This window comes from Clostridium massiliamazoniense (genome assembly GCF_001403635.1).
In the GTDB taxonomy this organism is placed as follows: domain Bacteria; phylum Bacillota; class Clostridia; order Clostridiales; family Clostridiaceae; genus Sarcina; species Sarcina massiliamazoniense.
This window is the reverse complement of the sequence record NZ_LN879466.1, coordinates 93556-110876: the sequence shown is the minus strand read 5'-3', so window position 1 is coordinate 110876 and position 17321 is coordinate 93556. Positions and strand designations below refer to the sequence as shown.

At 27.7% G+C, this 17321-nt stretch carries 18 protein-coding genes; 4 read left to right on the top strand and 14 right to left on the bottom strand.

All coding sequences use genetic code 11. From position 1 onward, the window contains the following. Window positions 1-393: 393 nt before the first annotated feature. A complete protein-coding gene (locus ARA19_RS01555; protein ID WP_055069199.1) occupies window positions 394-1092 on the top strand; it encodes a TetR/AcrR family transcriptional regulator in 699 nt (232 codons plus the stop codon). Between the two features lie 31 nt (window positions 1093-1123). After that, the gene (locus ARA19_RS01550) at window positions 1124-1717 is read left to right on the top strand and encodes a nitroreductase family protein (protein ID WP_055069198.1); all 594 of its coding nucleotides are present in this window, start codon (window positions 1124-1126) and stop codon (window positions 1715-1717) included. 267 nt (window positions 1718-1984) lie between these two features. On the opposite strand, the gene ARA19_RS01545 is transcribed toward ARA19_RS01550, so the two are convergent. From ARA19_RS01545 to ARA19_RS01530, 4 genes are all read right to left on the bottom strand, one after another. Beyond that, the gene (locus ARA19_RS01545; protein WP_055069197.1) at window positions 1985-2620 is read right to left on the bottom strand and encodes a GerMN domain-containing protein; all 636 of its coding nucleotides are present in this window, start codon (window positions 2618-2620) and stop codon (window positions 1985-1987) included. Between the two features lie 245 nt (window positions 2621-2865). After that, entirely contained in the window at window positions 2866-3192 is a 327-nt protein-coding gene (locus ARA19_RS01540; protein WP_055069196.1) for a hypothetical protein, read from the bottom strand. Between the two features lie 509 nt (window positions 3193-3701). Beyond that, window positions 3702-4511, bottom strand: a complete 810-nt coding sequence (gene pnuC, locus ARA19_RS01535) for a nicotinamide riboside transporter PnuC (RefSeq protein ID WP_055069195.1) — start codon at window positions 4509-4511, stop codon at window positions 3702-3704. A gap of 352 nt (window positions 4512-4863) precedes the next feature. Beyond that, window positions 4864-5526, bottom strand: coding sequence for a type 1 glutamine amidotransferase domain-containing protein (locus ARA19_RS01530; protein WP_055069194.1), 663 nt, complete (start codon window positions 5524-5526; stop codon window positions 4864-4866). Window positions 5527-5843: 317 nt separating this feature from the next. On the opposite strand from ARA19_RS01530, the gene hcp reads away from it, so the two are divergent. Next, entirely contained in the window at window positions 5844-7481 is a 1638-nt protein-coding gene (hcp, locus tag ARA19_RS01525; protein ID WP_055069646.1) for a hydroxylamine reductase, read from the top strand. Between the two features lie 224 nt (window positions 7482-7705). On the opposite strand, the gene ARA19_RS01520 is transcribed toward hcp, so the two are convergent. The 9 genes from ARA19_RS01520 to ARA19_RS01485 form a co-directional block, all read right to left on the bottom strand. Further along, window positions 7706-7990 (bottom strand): cupin domain-containing protein, encoded by a 285-nt coding sequence (locus ARA19_RS01520; protein ID WP_055069193.1) that lies wholly within the window; start codon window positions 7988-7990, stop codon window positions 7706-7708. A gap of 230 nt (window positions 7991-8220) precedes the next feature. Beyond that, on the bottom strand, window positions 8221-9192 hold the full coding sequence (locus tag ARA19_RS01515) for a C39 family peptidase (RefSeq protein WP_055069192.1): 972 nt from the start codon (window positions 9190-9192) through the stop codon (window positions 8221-8223). 211 nt (window positions 9193-9403) lie between these two features. Further along, window positions 9404-11644: an AAA family ATPase gene (locus tag ARA19_RS01510; protein ID WP_055069191.1), complete on the bottom strand. Its 2241-nt coding sequence runs from the start codon at window positions 11642-11644 to the stop codon at window positions 9404-9406. Window positions 11645-11654: 10 nt separating this feature from the next. Next, the gene (locus ARA19_RS01505) at window positions 11655-11954 is read right to left on the bottom strand and encodes an ATP-dependent Clp protease adaptor ClpS (protein WP_055069190.1); all 300 of its coding nucleotides are present in this window, start codon (window positions 11952-11954) and stop codon (window positions 11655-11657) included. A gap of 188 nt (window positions 11955-12142) precedes the next feature. Continuing rightward, on the bottom strand, window positions 12143-12796 hold the full coding sequence (modB, locus tag ARA19_RS01500) for a molybdate ABC transporter permease subunit (protein WP_055069189.1): 654 nt from the start codon (window positions 12794-12796) through the stop codon (window positions 12143-12145). Continuing rightward, complete coding sequence (gene modA, locus ARA19_RS01495) at window positions 12793-13575, bottom strand: molybdate ABC transporter substrate-binding protein (RefSeq protein WP_055069188.1); 783 nt, start codon at window positions 13573-13575, stop codon at window positions 12793-12795. Before modA ends, modB begins: the two co-directional genes overlap by 4 nt. Before the next feature lie 87 nt (window positions 13576-13662). Further along, window positions 13663-14295, bottom strand: a complete 633-nt coding sequence (locus ARA19_RS01490; RefSeq protein WP_055069187.1) for a hypothetical protein — start codon at window positions 14293-14295, stop codon at window positions 13663-13665. 188 nt (window positions 14296-14483) lie between these two features. Then, the gene (locus ARA19_RS17740) at window positions 14484-14621 is read right to left on the bottom strand and encodes a hypothetical protein (protein WP_197276547.1); all 138 of its coding nucleotides are present in this window, start codon (window positions 14619-14621) and stop codon (window positions 14484-14486) included. 130 nt (window positions 14622-14751) lie between these two features. Further along, window positions 14752-15480: a CAP domain-containing protein gene (locus ARA19_RS01485; protein ID WP_055069186.1), complete on the bottom strand. Its 729-nt coding sequence runs from the start codon at window positions 15478-15480 to the stop codon at window positions 14752-14754. A gap of 396 nt (window positions 15481-15876) precedes the next feature. On the opposite strand from ARA19_RS01485, the gene ARA19_RS17735 reads away from it, so the two are divergent. Further along, window positions 15877-16017: a hypothetical protein gene (locus ARA19_RS17735; RefSeq protein ID WP_197276546.1), complete on the top strand. Its 141-nt coding sequence runs from the start codon at window positions 15877-15879 to the stop codon at window positions 16015-16017. Between the two features lie 193 nt (window positions 16018-16210). Here ARA19_RS17735 and ARA19_RS01480 read toward each other — a convergent pair whose 3' ends face one another. Continuing rightward, window positions 16211-17122: a recombinase family protein gene (locus tag ARA19_RS01480; RefSeq protein WP_242862370.1), complete on the bottom strand. Its 912-nt coding sequence runs from the start codon at window positions 17120-17122 to the stop codon at window positions 16211-16213. Window positions 17123-17321: the final 199 nt, after the last annotated feature.

The window sequence follows — 17321 nt, the reverse complement described above, 5'->3', positions numbered from 1 at the left end:
TGCCTTTTATCTAGCTATATAGGTTCATCATTTATGATCATTCACTTACGTAAAGAAGCTCTAACATTTTTCTATAATAATCTCTAAAATTTCCAGACTAACTTTATTTGACTGACAGTCCAAATCTATGATTTGGTAACTGAAAGTTACTCAGTTCATTTAGTACTGAGCTTCTATATAACTGCAACTAAACATTTAGATGAAGTCAAAACTCCACCTGAATTAAGTCTACGTTTATAAAAGTAATGTAAATTAAGATGCTAATTATACGGCCCCTTTTTTAATAGATTAAAACATAAATTTCATAATATTCTTCTCTTGACCAAATTGGTCAAAACAATTATACTAGTATTAACCGAAACGGTTAATAAAAAAATTTAGAGGTGTTAAATTATGAATGACACTTTTCTTAAGCTTACTACAGAAAAGCAAAATAATATTATTAATTCAGCTTTAGCTGAGTTTGCATCTACGGGATATACAAAAACTTCAATGAATGCTATTGCCAAAAGAGCTGGAATTTCTAAAGCTTCTTTATTTTATTATTTTAATACAAAAAAAGAATTATATTTATATTTATATGAATATTGTCATGAGCACTATATGAACGAGGTTGAAAAAATCCTTGATACTGAAAAAAGGGATTTCTTTGATATATTCATTGAATATCAATATAAAAAAATAAAAATAATGAAAAGACATCCTGAAATGTTTAAGTTCATAGAAAGATCTGAATCTATTGAAGATGAGGATGTGTCCTCTAATTTAGAAAGAGATAAAATAATAAAAAGACATCCTATGATTTTTGCATTAACTAATGGATTTAATTCTGATGATAATAGTGAAATCTCAGATAAGGTAAAAAATTTAAGGAAAGAATTCATTGAAGAAGGCTGGAAATTTGTTCTTGATAAAGCTGATATGAGTAAATTTAAGGATGATGTAGATATTAACAAGTTAATAGATATACTAACTTGGTCTGTTGAAGGCTATATGAATAAAATTATCAATAATTCCCCTATAGATATAGAACTTAAAGAATACATATTGTTCTTAAAGAAATATCTCTATAAAGATAATGAAATTAACTAACTTACACTAATGATGAAAAGGAGAAAAGAAAATGAATGAAATAATAAATAATATATTAAATAGAAGAAGCACTAGAGTCTTCACAGAAGAAAAAGTAGATGAAGCTCTATTAAAAGAAATAGTAAAAGCAGGTTTATATGCTCCAAGCAGTAAAAACAAACAACTTTGGCACTTCACTGTTATTCAAAATGAAGATGTCCTAAACCAATTAGACCAAGATACTAAAAATGCTGTAAAACAGTATGGAGAAGAAAAAGTTGCAAATCCTGATATATTAAAACATATAAATGCTAAAGCTAATAATGATGCTTTTAATACATTCTATAAAGCTCCAGCTGCTATATTAATTTCAAGAGATAGTAATGATATAACTAGCCAAGATGATTGCGCTTTAGCTTCACAAAATATGATGTTAGCAGCAGAATCACTTGGTTTAGGTTCATGCTGGATTGGATTTATAAAATACCTATTTGCTCTAGATGAAGATAGAGCTAAAGAATACAGTGATAAATTCTCTATTCCAGAAGGATATATACCAACACATGCAATAATCATTGGTCATAAGAAAAATAAAACTCCTAAGGCATCACCTAGAAGAGAAAATACTGTATCATATATATTCTAAAATTAAAAAACTTAATATTAGTTAATTTTATTTACTAAAAAGCAAGAGGATGTATCAAATTACGGATACATCCTCTCTGCCTTTTATCTAGCTATATATCTATCTCTGTAAATGAAAAAATACATTTATCTGATAACTAGAGACTGTAATACTCCTATCTTCTATAAGTAGGAAATAAGCAGCCTCATCCTTCTAAATAACTACAACTAAGTATTTAGACCACCTGAATTAAGTCTACCTTTATAAAAGTCAATGTCCATTAAAATTTTATTCCTTTTCAAAATAGTGATTATCTTCTAGTATAATATGTCCACTTTCATAATTTTTACCATCAACTGTTATTTTAAGTTTCTCTAAATTTAAACCACTTATAAAAGTTTGTGTTACTGCTTTTAATACACTTCCTTCAACCCCTGAACCTAAGTTTCTGTTTATGAAGGCTGAATTAAAATCTATTATAGCTACCTTATCTTTCTTATCTATTTTATTTATTGCAACATCACTAGTTAACATTTTTTTGCTCTTTAACTTTTCTAATATTAAGTTTTCATCAATTTTCTCTGCTTTTATAGTTTCAGATTTCATCTTATCTACTTCAGCATCATAATAATATAATATAGCCTCTTCTGCTTTTGCTTCTTCCTTCTTTTCATCATTGGAATTTGATATTTGATTTTCTTTATTACTTACAGGTTTTTTAGAATCTTTTTCTCTTTCTGATTCTGTCCCCTCTTCTTTATTACTTGTAGCATCATTGTTAGTAGTGCTATTGTCTGTCTCAGCATTGCTTTCTACTACAGGTGCTTTTAAAGTATTATCAACTTTTGACTCTTCCTTAGCTCCACAACCTGCAAATACAGTTACTGAAGCTATTATTGAACATATCAATGCTAGTTTTTTCATATTATCCCCCTAATTTTTAACACTAATTTCTTTGATATACTTATTTTAACTCTGCATACTTATAAAGTCTAATGAATATTTTTTAACTTATTAATCTTTTTTTTGATATTTCTGTAATATTATCTTCTTTTTTTAACTACTTAAATATTTTTTTGTCATTCTCTTAATATATTTATTTTTTCTTTTTCAACCATAAAAACCACTTCATTATATAAATAAATTTTATATAATAAAAGTGGTTTTTATTAAAATATTTTTATATCACTATATTTAAAATCTTTTCTTTCTCTTAATTGTCTAGTAAGCAGACTCCTTTCTATTATATTATTGTAAGTTATGTCTATCACTTGGTCTAAATCTATATCACTAACATCTCTAAGTAAAATATTTATATAAGCACATCTTTTTGTGGTATCAAATATTCTAGGTATATACCCATTTTCTGTTTTTTCTACTCTAATTTCTCTATCACCTATTTTTACAACATCACCCATTAATTTTCCACCTAATCTTTTACTTAATTCAGATAAGTATCTATAATTATTATTCATATACCACTCTTTACTTATCATACTTTCTTTGCCCTCCCCTTGCTGAAATAATCTATTTCAAACAATTAATATCTTAATTTTAGTTTAGTATGTTTAATATATTCAAATCTAGATATTAGATTATCATAAAATTATGTTTATCACTAGATTTTAAGATAAATTAAACCCCAATTTATTATATCATTTATTCCTATAACTTAACTACACTTTTTAAATTTGTCAACATAATTTTTACTAAATTCCTCATAAATTTCTTAATCTTTTCTTTCCCTTCATATATACTAACTTTTTCAATTCTTTCATAGAAGTTCCCCTTAATAAAATTCTATTTTTATCAAACAAATATATTCTAAAAATAAACAGCTTCACGCTTCTAGATAATGTCTACTAAGCATTCAGATTCAGATAGAGTCAAAACCCACCTGAATTAATTCTATGCTTATACAAAAATAAGGACTACATTTACTGTAGTCCTCGTAACTAATGTTAATTTGAAAAATTATATATTTAAATTAGAAATAGATAGCTTTCTATGCTTCTGCCCTTCTCTTACGATACATCTTTTTCCATAGATAGAATCCGTAGATTGCTCCTGTACCGTATTGAATCCAGTTTAAAGCTCCTGATATATCACCAACTAAAGTTGGTCCAGTTATATGTGGAGTTTGTATTATACTTTGAATAAATAATACAACACCAATATTACAGAATATCCAGAACCACCATTGTTCAATATATCTCATTGATGTTAAGATAATTGCCCAAACTGTTATCATTGTAGTTAATGAATCCATAATTGGGTCTGGGTCATTAGGTATATTAATTCCAAATAATGAGTGGAATATGTTTCCTAAATTAGCTAGGAAGTAGTAATAGATTACTGTTGCTATAGCACAAGTTATTATAGCAATAGCCCAATTTACTGCTGTAAATTTTCTTATTTCTATTTCATTAGTTTTACTCTTTTCTAAGTTTTTCTTCCAAGAGATAAGACCTATAATTTCTATAGGTAAAAGTAAACATATATTTTGAATTACTTGACCATAGTATGCACTTTCTAGAGCAACATAAGCATAAGTAATTGTGTTAATTATCCAGTATGGATAAACTATTATTTCTGCTCTTGCTTGATAAATTGAAGTGAATACTCCAGTTATTGATGATATTAATCCTACAATTCCTATTACAGTAAATACATTAGAAAATCCTTCTCCCATAAATACTGGTGAGAAAAATGAAAATAAAGCTGCTAATATAAAGACTGTAAAAAACCACTTTTGAAATGTACTTAAACTGCCCCAAAAACCTTTGTGGCTCATAGCCCCCTGATTGCTCTCCATTAATTATCCTCTTTTCTTCTTTTGTTTTTTACTATTTAAAATATATACACTTAAATACTTTAAGAGTATATGTTCATAACCTTTACATATCTTTTTTATAACCTTTACACCTAAATTGTAAACGATTTTAGAAGAATAATCAATAGTTTTGTTAATAATTTATTAATAAAACTCATTTTTTATTTATATTATTCATGATTTAGTAATATAAAAGTCACTTTTTTCATATTTAGTATATCATATATTTATATTTAGTTAAAACATTTTTTATTCTGTATATACTTAATTAAAATAAATATGCATTAAATATATACTATTTTCTTTGAAACTCACTATTATTTTCTTAAAATATTTATTTTTTTTCTAATTCACTTACTATCTTTTTACCCAAAGCTTCACTTGATTGAGGATTTTGTCCTGTTATAATATTCCCGTCTATTACTATATATGGAGTAAAGTCATCACCCTTTTCATATACAGCACCTTGTTCTTTTAATTTGCTTTCTAAAGCAAAAGGAACTAAATCATCTAATTTAACTGATTTTTCTTCACTATCACTAAAAGCTGTTACTTTCTTGCCATTTATAAAATGCATACCATCAGTGTCCATAAGGTCTACAAAAGCAACTACTCCATGGCATATTGCCGCTACTATATTCTCTGATTTATAAGTATCTAATATTAAATTTTGAACATCTTTATTTCCTACAAAATCTTGCAATGGACCATGTCCACCAGCAAATAAAATGGCATCAAAAGACTTATCTTTAACATCACTTATTGATTGAGTATCCTTAAGAAGATCTGCAATTTCTTTATCCTCTTCTGGAATTCCATCTGGAATAGAATTTTTATCTAAAGGAACCTCTCCACCTTTAATTGAAGCTATTTCCACCTCAATTCCTTCGTCTTTAAAAATTTTATAAGGTGTAGCTAATTCTTCAAGCCATAATCCTGTTGGGTGCCCTGCCATGTCATTACTACTTGTTGCAACTAATAAAATTTTCTTATCCATTTGTCTTCTCTCCTCTTTATTTAAATTTATTTAAATTTACTCTTTATTAGTTTTCAACAAAAAATTTAGAATATACAATTTATTTTTCTCTTTGTAACTTATGTTACCTATTTTTTTTATATTTTTCTGTATACTATCACTTGTGTTCAAGTTCGCGCTTGAAATTAAATTTAATAAATTAATATTTTTATAATTATGATTAAAATATTATATCTATAGGATATGAAATAAAAATAAATTAAATGGAGGACGTTAATATGGGGTTATTCTTTAATAGAAATAAAGAAAATAAATTAACACAAGAAGAACTAAACAAAATGTTTTGTTTTCAATGTCAAGAAACTGCCGGAAATAAAGGATGTACAATAAAAGGTGTTTGTGGTAAAGACGCTGAACTTGCTGGTCTTCAAGATCTTTTAGTTTATCTTGTAAAAGGAATTTCAGAAGTTGCTGTAAGAGGTAGAAAAGTTGGAATAGATAATCAAGAAGTTAATACTTTTGTTGTTGAATCATTATTTGCTACAATTACAAACGCTAACTTCGATGACAATATATTCGTTTCAAGAATTAAATCTGGAATAATATTAAGAGAATACTTAAAAGAACAAATAAAATCAGCTAATGGAAACTTAAATGATTTACACGATGCAGCTACTTTCACTTGTTCTACACTTGATGAAATGAAAGCAAAAGCTCCTAAAGTTGGTGTTTTAGCTACTGAAAATGAAGATATAAGAAGTTTAAGAGAGCTTATTACATATGGTGCAAAAGGTTTATGTGCATATTTAAAACATGCTGCTGCATTAAACTATTATAATAGTGAAATAGATGCTAATATGCAAATGGCTTTAGCTAAAACATTAGACAGTACATTATCAGTTGATGATTTAGTTGCACTAAGTTTAGAAATGGGTAAATTCGGTGTTGATGGTATGGCATTATTAGATAAAGCTAATACTGAAAGCTATGGTCATCCAGAAATAACAGAAGTTAATATAGGAGTTGGTAAAAACCCTGCTATTTTAATAAGTGGACATGACTTAAGAGACATGGAACAATTATTAGAACAAACTGAAGGAACTGGAGTAGATGTTTATACTCACAGTGAAATGTTACCAGCTAACTACTATCCTGCATTCAAAAAGTACAAGCACTTTGTAGGTAACTACGGAAATGCTTGGTGGAAACAAACAACAGAATTTGAAAGCTTTAATGGACCAATATTAATGACTACAAACTGTTTAGTACCACCAAAAGATAGCTATAAGGATAGAGTTTACACAACTGGTGTTGTTGGATTTGAAGGCTTAAAGCATATAGATAAAAAAGCTGATGGAACAAAAGACTTCTCAGCTATTATAGAGCATGCTAAAAAATGTGCTGCTCCTACTGAAATAGAAAATGGAACTATTGTTGGTGGATTTGCTCATCATCAAGTATTCCAATTAGCTGATAAAGTTGTTGATGCTGTTAAATCAGGTGCTATTAAAAACTTCTTCGTTATGGCAGGTTGTGATGGTAGAGCTAAATCAAGAAACTACTACACTGAATTTGCTGAAAAGTTACCTAAAGATGCAGTTATATTAACAGCTGGATGTGCTAAATACAAATACAATAAATTAAACTTAGGTAATATAAATGGAATACCAAGAGTCTTAGATGCTGGACAATGTAATGACTCATATTCATTAGTATTAATTGCTTTAAAATTAGTTGAAGCTTTTGAACTTAATAATGTAAATGAACTTCCATTACATTACAATATAGCTTGGTATGAACAAAAAGCTGTAATAGTATTATTATCATTATTACACCTTGGAGTTAAAAACATCCATTTAGGACCAACATTACCAGCATTCTTATCACCAAATGTAGCTAAAGTTTTAGTTGAAAACTTTGGAATTGGTGGAATCAATAATGTTGATGATGATATGAAAATGTTCCTTAACCTATAAAAATTAATTCTTTCCCCAAACCCAAAAAGTTTATAAACCCAATTTGTAAAATACTTATTTTTAAAACAATTTATAAAACAATTTATAAAACAATTTATAAAACAATTTATAAAAAAGATTCACAAAAAAATTTCACAAAAATAAAAAAAATTCATTCCCAAAGAAAAAAAGAGGATGTATCAGATTACAGATACATCCTCTTTACTTTTTAGCTAACTATATAATTAAAGACCTATAGTTACTAATACCTTACTTTTTCTTCTAGCTATTACGTTATGCTCTTTTCTAGCATCAAAAGCTAAAAATTCACTTTTTTCTAATAGGAATTCTTCACCCTCTACAAACTTGAAGTCTACTGCTCCATCAATCACTTGTATAGTTGCATTACCATCATGTCTATGGTTTGGAAGTCCTTTACCTTCTTCAAATTCAAAATACATAACTTTAAAACTTTCATTTTTATCTAACATTGATTTTGATTCTGCTATTTTTTCTAAATTTACTTTCATTACAAACTCTCCTTTGTGTAAATCTTTAATTATTGGATTTCATAACTTCCACTAAAATTCAGCTAGAGTCAAAATTTTATCTGAATTAAGTTTCAGTTTGTATACACTTATTATGAACTTATAATATCATCTAAATACTAAAAAAAAATGTGATTCAACGCACTAAAAATATTAAATTTTAAATGTTATAAATTATTATAGCTTTAACAATAACTTCCCTTTTTTTCTACCTAATTAATTTTTGTAAAACTCCAATAAGCTCTAGCACTTGTTGCTATTTGATTGAAATTCCATGTTTCATTTGAGTATTTTATACTATCTGGGTCATTTATTGTTATTTTTCCATCAGGTGTTACCCCTGTTAATACCATAAAATGCCCTGTTAAAGTGAAAATTCCTGGTCCCATAGCTGCTATTACTGGATGTCCTGCTTTTAGCTCATCTATAACTTGATTCTCAGGTATTCTAGTTCCCTTAACTCCAAAGTGAGGACTTAAGTCACTCATTAAACTCCAACTTGTTCCTTCTCCCGGAACATAGCCTCCATGGGTCTCACTATAATCAGCTACAACCTTCGGATTTATTGATGTATTTCCTGTTAATCCTACTGCTACCATTGCTAAGGAAGTTGGTCCACACCCGTCTGTTGCTAAAGGTCCTTCTCCATATTGATCATATCCCCACTGTTTGTCCCATTGCTCAAATAAAGGGATTTTCCCTGGAGTATAATAAGGTTTTATATTTATTGGTTGATTTACTTTTCTTGTTGGATAACCAGCTACATAAGGTATTGATTCTGGATGCATTACAGCTAATCTAATAAGATAAGATGGAATCTCCTTAGCATTATCTACAATCGATTGAATTTGTGCATCTTTATACTCCTTAGCTTCACTACTTAACTTCTCTAACAACTGACTTTCTGATGCATTCCACCATTGGTATGTATCATAATTTTCCTTATCTATTTCCATTATAGTTTTAGATAAAGTGTTTGGCTTTTGAACTTCTTCTACCTTATGAACTTCTGTATTACTATCTTTACTAATTTCTTTATCAGCTTTTACTTTATTCTTTCCTTGTTTTTGGACTACTCCACTACTAAGTTTTTTTCCATTTTCATAATAGTAAACTGAGCCACCTATAGCTGCTACTACAGCACAAGCAAGAACAACTGCACCTATTATATAATTTTTCTTCATTTGTTACTTCTCCTATCATTAGTCATTATAATGAAAGCATAGCATATTATTGCAACACTTAAATTACAAAAAAATAAAAGAGGATGTATCAAATTATGGATACGCCCTCTCTGCCTTTTATCTAGCTATATAGATTCATTATTTTGTACCTATATAACGAAATATATTTATAAAAGGTACTGATTTAATACAGCACCCTTTTTATTAAAATTTATTTTAAAATTATTTCTCCATCTTTATAATCAACTACACACTTCCCACCATTTTTAAGTTTTCCAAAAAGTATTATATCAACTAATTTAGATTTTATTTCAGAATTTATTATTCTTACTATCTCCCTAGCTCCATATTCTTCACTTGTTCCTTTAGTTATTATATGTTTAATTAAATTTTCCGTTGGAACTACTTCTACATTTTTATGAGCTAATTTTTCATTTAATAATCTAAATTGCTTCATTATGATTTTTCCTGACATTTCTTCATTAAGACTATTGAATACTATAACCTTGTTTAATCTATTTCTAAATTCAGGTGTAAAAGTCTTTTTAACAGCTTCATCTATACTTGATTTTGTGATACTTCTTTCTCCAAAACCTATTAGAGATTTACCAACACTACTTGCTCCAGCATTAGATGTCATTATTAATATTACATTTCTAAAATCAGTTTTCTTACCTTGATTATCTGTTAAAGTAGCATAATCCATTACTTGAAGCAATATGTTGAAAATATCACTATGTGCCTTTTCTATTTCATCAAGAAGAAGTATTGAATGTGGATTCTTCTTAACTGCATCTGTTAATAGACCACCTTCTTCATAGCCAACATAGCCTGCTGGAGCACCTATTAACTTAGCCACAGTATGTTTCTCTGCATATTCACTCATGTCAAATCTTATTAATTCAATATTTAAAGTTCTTGATAATACCTTTGCTATTTCTGTTTTTCCTACACCTGTAGGACCAACAAAGAGCATTGATGCAATTGGTTTATTATCATCATTTAAGCCAGCTCTTGATAACTTAATTGCATTAACAACTTCACTAGCTGCTTCCTTCTGACCAAATATTTCTTCATCTAATTTTTCTTCTAAGTGCAATAGTTCTTCAACTTCATCCATTTCAACAGTTTGTTTTGGAACATTAGTTATTTTAGAAAGTACTTCTTCTATAAGAGAAATATCTACTATCTGTCTCTCTCCATCCTTCGGATTCATAACCCTATAAGCTCCAGCTTCATCTATTAAATCTATAGCTTTATCAGGTAAATATCTATCGTTTATATATTTATCACTTAAAACTACAGATTGTTTTATAGCCTCTTCTGTATATTGAACACCATGGAATTCCTCATAATAATTTTTTAATCCATTAAGTATATGAATACTTTCATCTATGGATGGTTCTTTAATATCTATATTTTGAAATCTTCTTAAAAGACTTTTATTTTTAGCAAAGTTCTTATTATATTCATCATAGGTTGTAGCTCCTATAAATCTTATTTTTCCTGAAGCTAAATAAGGCTTTAACATATTTGATGCATCAAAAGAACCTCCATTTATAGATCCAGCTCCCACTATATTGTGTATTTCATCAATATATATAATTGGCTTTTCAAACTTAGAAACACCTTCCATTATAAGTTTAAGTCTCTTTTCAAAATCTCCTCTATATTGAGTTCCTGCTAATAAATCTCCAAGTTCTAAAGAAAATATCTTAGCACCCTTTAGCTTATCTGGGACTTTACCTTCATTTATAAGCCTTGCTAATCCTATGGTAATAGCTGTTTTACCTACACCAGCTTCTCCAATATGAATGGGATTATTTTTATATTTTCTACAAAGAATTTGCATAGTTCTTTCAAGTTCTTTTTCTCTTCCTATTAAAGGAGCACTTTCCATTGCAATATCATTAAGAGAACTTACATACTCTTCCCAAGGTTCCTTCTTATCTTTATCTCTTGAAGGATTAACCCTTTCATCACTATTTTTTATTTCAACATCTTCTTTATCACTATCATTACTATTACCGAAAGATTCTACTTCCATCATTGTAGCTAATAAATTAACAGGCTCAATCCCTTGAACTAATATATAATAAGCTGCATAGCTCTCTTCTAAATTCATTATGGCATCAACTACATGAATAAGCTCTATTTCTTCTCTTCCCGCTGAAGCTGATTTAATTGCTGCATTAGTTAAAATCTCACTAGCTAGATGACTCATTTGTGGCTCTACTATCTCTACCACATCTAAATTTTCTTTTAAATATTGTTCTAAATTTGCTCTTAATAATTCAACATCTCCTAAACACTCCTTAAAAGCTAAAGCAAAACCTTCATTGAAGCTTATTTCATGAAGCAAATGTTCTGGAGTGACATATTCATGACCACACTCTTTAGCGTAAGCTGCCGCCTTAATAAAAAGAAGTGCAACAATTTCTGAAATTTTCATAAAAACCCTCCTATGCTTCCTCGACCTTAACTTTAAAAGGATAACCTTCTTCTCTAGCTATAGCAACAGCTTCTTCAACCTTAGTCTTTGCTATATCATAAGAGTAAATCCCTACAATTGCTTTCCCATTATTATGAACTGTCATCATAATTTTAAAGGCCTCTTCCTCGCTTTTCTTAAAAATCCCCATTAATATATCAACCACAAAATCCATTGGTGTAAAATCATCATTATACATAACAGCCTTATATCTTTTAGGCTCCTTTATTTTAAGGTCAGTTCTTTCTTTTATAGCTCCTCTAGTTGTCATATTTAAACCGCTCCTCTCTATTTCTTTAATTTTAAATCTTCTATTCCTATACTATTTATTATATTAAATAATATCAATTATATAAACTAAGACTTAATTCAGAAATAAAATAGGATTTAATTCAGTGGAAATCTTTCATATCTGAATTAAACCCTATCTTGTATAAGATTTTCTATATTAAAATTTTTCTACTTATTTTTAATAACTTTATTATATATAAAAATAAGTGTTGTACTTATTATTAATACTACTAATGCAAGCATTGAGGTCTTTGTATTGTCCCCATATTCAAAAGAATAATACAATGCTAAGGGTATGGTTTGAGTTTTACCTGGTATATTTCCTGCTACCATCATGGTAGCTCCGAATTCTCCAAAGGCTCTTGCAAAACTTAAAATCACTCCACCTGTTATTTGCTTATAACACATTGGAAGTACTACTTTGTAAAAAGCCTGAGCTTTTGTTGCCCCTAAATCCATTGCTGCTTCTTCATAAGCTATATCAACAGAAGCCAATGCTGATTTAACTGTTCCATATATTATTGGTAATGCTACCACAAATGTAGCTAATATAGCACCATACACTGTGAATATTAATGAAAACCCTAAATTATTATATAAAAATCCACCTATGAGGCTTTTCTTTCCTAAAGCTACTATTATGACATATCCTATTAGTGATGGTGGCATAAATAATGGTAACATTATTAAGGTTTCTATTAATTTACTTAGCCAATTACTTTTACCACGTAGTAATCTCCCTAGCATTACTCCAACAATAGTTACTAATATAGTTGCTGGAATAGCAACTTTTAATGATACTATAAGAGCCTCTAATATCATTTTAAATCAACCTCAAATCCATAGGATTTAAATACATCTTTTGCTTGATTTCCTTGTAAAAATTCTTTTAGCTTCGTAGTTTTTTCTTTATCATTTAAATTTGCTATAGTATACACTATTTTACTATAAGAATCACTAGGGAAATCTGCTACCTTTTTAACATTTTTTGCTCCAACTAATTCATTTTCATAAATAACACCATAGTTTACTTCACCTTTTTCTAAATAGTTAAGTATAGACATAGCATCCTTACAATATACTATCCTATTTGAAATACTATTTAAAACTCCTAAATTTTTTAAAGCTTCAGTTCCATAAAGTCCTACCGGAACTGCTTTATCTCCTAAAGCTATTTTACCTGTGGTATTTTTTAAATCTTCAATACTCTTAATATTTTCATTATTTGTCCCTGAACTCGCTAAAATAAGCTTATTCCCTAAAAAATTACTAACATTATTTTTAGAAATTATATTCTTGTTAATTAACTCATTAGTATACTTAGGTGTTGCAGATATAAAAATATCTACAGGTGCTCCATTTTCAATTTGACTTTCTAAGGTTGATGATGATGCATAATTCACATCTACCTTAATATTTGGATTATTACTTTCATAGAGCTCTATTATTTTGTTTAATGGTTCATACAAAGATGATGCTGCACTTATAGTAACTTTTTCCTTTTGATTACTTACTGTTTTACTTCTATAAAAAAAGAAATAAAGACCAGAAGCAATTATTAAAACTACTATTAAGCTAGCTAAAATTTTTCTTATTTTCATTTTCATCCCCCCGTTAAATATTTATCACTCTTATTTTATCACACATAAAAAGGAGGTTGCATTAAATCAACCTCCAAAATATTTTTCTTATACACTTTCTCTTTTCATTAAATCTAAAGCATATATAGCAAATGTTGTTTGTATATAAGTATATTTAAAAATCCCAACTATACCAAAAGTAATTGCTATTAAAAAATACAATGGTATAAATCTTATTTGTAATGCTAAAGTTCTTAAGAAATATTTACTTCCTAAAGCTAAACCTATTCTACCTGAATTCTCCTTGTTTAATATTACAATGACAAAGGGAATTGGCATAAATATTACTTCTAATATTAATATTATTATGTTGATAATATTAGCTAAATTTACATTTAAAACTACATTTAATAACATTAATATAGACATTAATCCAATATAAGGGAAGTACTCCCAAAAATTATTTTGACTTGGAGCTGATCCCTGTATTACACTACTTCCTCCTATAGTATTAATAGCATACTTTGCATACCATAATGAAAAGTAACCCATTATAATTGGAAGTATAAAACTAAAATTAATTGTAGTTCCCTGCCAAGAAAATAATGCTGTTAATGCTGCAACTATTGATCCAGCACAAAGCACTGGTATTAAGTATATATAGAAAAATGCTAATACTGGATTTCTAGCATTTTCTTTTGTTATTAACTTAGCTTCTCTTTTAATTTCACTTATAGTCATCTTTTTCTCCTTAGTTTATTTTAGTATATTATTTTATCATGCCTAGTGTTTTAATTTTACTATACTTTTTTTTAATAAGATAGATTTCTTTCTTAATCTCTAAATATTACTTTCTTTCAAAACTTATATAATAGTCTATATATTATTTTACTTAATTTTACAATAAGTTTAATACATTTTACAAGATATTATTCCACTATATTTTCTTTATGACCACATTCTTTACATCTATAATACTTCTTTCCATCTTCCTTATGGTCATAGGCATATTCATATTCCTCCAATACTTCTCCACATACTGGACACATTCTTTTTTCTTCCTTCATAATTTTCACCACCTTACGTCTTTCATAATTGCCTTTATTTCATTTTACTTTATAAAATATATTATAACAAAATAAGCTATACCAAAGCTTAGATTTCTCTAATTTTGGTATAGCTATATTTTTTCTTAGCCTATTTTTTCATAAATTCTTGTGTAGCGTAAACTTTATCCCCTTGTTTGTATACTCCTACTCCAATAGAAGTAAAGTTAGGTGATAATATGTTTGCTCTATGTCCTGGAGAGTTCATCCAATTTTTCATAAACATATTAGCTAATTCAGTTGGATCTGAAATTCCAGATATGTACGCTATATTTTCTCCCCAAGCAGAATATTGTACTCCATCAGCCTTCATTTTATCTACCATAAGTTTTCCTGATTTATCTTTATGATCAAAATAATTATTTTTTGCCATATCTTCAGACTTCATTCTAGCATACTTTTGCATAGTATCACTATAACTTAATGGAGATAATCCAGCTTTAACTCTTTGTTCATTTACTTGTTTGTAGATAGCTTGTTCAACTTGAGCCATAAATTGAGTAGAATCATTTGCCTTAGTAGAACTATCTACACTATTAGTAGTTTTGTTTGCAGTAGTATTTGTATTCGTGTTTTCATTTTTACTACTATCAGCATTTTTATTAGTACTATTAGTAGTATTCTTATTAGTGTCGTTAGCATTAACATTGGTATTATTAACACCCTTATTTTCATTATTACTTACAGGTTTAGTAGTTGTTACTACTTTATTGCTTGTCCCACTATTATTAACCTTTGTAGTTTGAACACTTCCTAACTGTGCTCCTCCTAAACATGTTGCACTTACTATAAGTGCCATAGTGATAACTTTATATTTCATAAAAAATACCTCCTATAATTTAAATCACCAAGTAATCCATTTTCGAGCTCAATTAATATTCTTTGTAAGAGCTTGTCCATTTTATCTTAACATGATATTGATTTCATTATCATAGTAGGTTAATGGCTTTTAATTTAAAAATATACTTTTATAGATTATATATGTTTTTCATTCATAAATAACCTACAATACCTTTAATATTATAAATTTCTATAATGAAAAGCTCAAATTTATTAATATTATAGTTTTGATAAGATTTTAACAATATTGATAATAATTATTACTTAATATATAATGGCTCTGAAATGATATCTAATTTAGATGTGATTTTATATAATTAATAATCAAATATAAGAATTTTATCTAACTTATTTATAAAATAAAGGAGCATGTAAAATGAATTCAAAGGAAAAAAAAGAAGAAAAAAAATCTGTAGAAATTCAAGCACCAAAAAAAGTTAAATACCAATGTCTTCATACAACAGAAGAAAAAGAATGTACTTGTGCTAGAAGTAAAGGCTTAGTTCTGATAAAATAATGATTTTACTTTAATTTTAAAAGATAAAAAGGCTAAAATAACTAGCCCTAAAATAAAGTTATTAAATTATTATGTTTAGTGTAGTAAAAAAGAGATTGTAACTAATTAAGATACAATCCCTTTTTATTCCCTTATTATTTACTATATAAAATTCATATTCAATATTCAAATTAAGTACTGACTATTAAGGTATCTATTTTCTTTTTTTATTTTCTCTTATAAGTGTACTTTTACTTATTTTAGTTATTTCTGCTACCTTATCATAACTAAATTTCCCACCATTAACTAATAACATACTTAAGGCCGTTTCTATCTCTTCTTCTGTAAATAATTTTGGTCTTCCTTCTTTAAAGTCTGGTTTTTGTTTTGCTACTATTTTTCCAGCCTTTATTTTTTCTCTTAACATAGTACTTTCCATTTCAACCGTTGCTAACATTGTTTGTATAAAGAATCTTCCCATTCTACTATTCTCTAATATTCCTACATTAAGCACATGTACTATTATATTTCTATTGAATAACTTATCTAAAATAGTTATACCATCCTTAACATTAAGTACTAATCTATCCAACTTTGTTATAACTAAAATATCTCCTGGCTCTAGGTCTTTTAAAACTTCATTTATTACTGGTCTGTCTAACACCCTACCTGTAAAATTTTCTCTATATATTATGGCATCCCTATATTCATTTAAAATAACCTTTTCCTGAAATTCAATCAAATTTTCTTCTAAATATCCAAGACCACCATTTCTACAGTATCCTATTATTTTTCTTTTACTTTTTCTATCTAAGCTCAACTCGTCCTGTGTGCTTATCTTTATTTTATTTAAATCTAACTCCACATAATAAACAAAAGCATCAACTGTAATATTTATAGCTATCTTTCTTAGTTCACTTATTAATTTATTAAATATTGAATTTTCTATATCTATAAATTTATCTTCTTTATTGTCAAAGGCCCAAAGCACTATATTGTTATAGTTCTGTTTAATATAAATATCTATTCCATCACCCATATCATAAACTATAGGTCTGGTTATCCCCGTATTTCTTTCTCTAATTAAAGTATGATTTTTTAAAATTTCATCTATTATATCATTCATAAATCACATTCTCCTACTTTTAAAAATCATATTTCCTTTACTTAATTATAACTCATTTAGATTTATCTATGTAGCTCTAGTGTCATTACTATAAGCTTTTGATACTTAATTATAAATTTTATAAATTTATATTAGAAAAATCTAGATAATAAATTATCAAATATATTTATATAATTCTCCAAAAAATACAATTATTTCA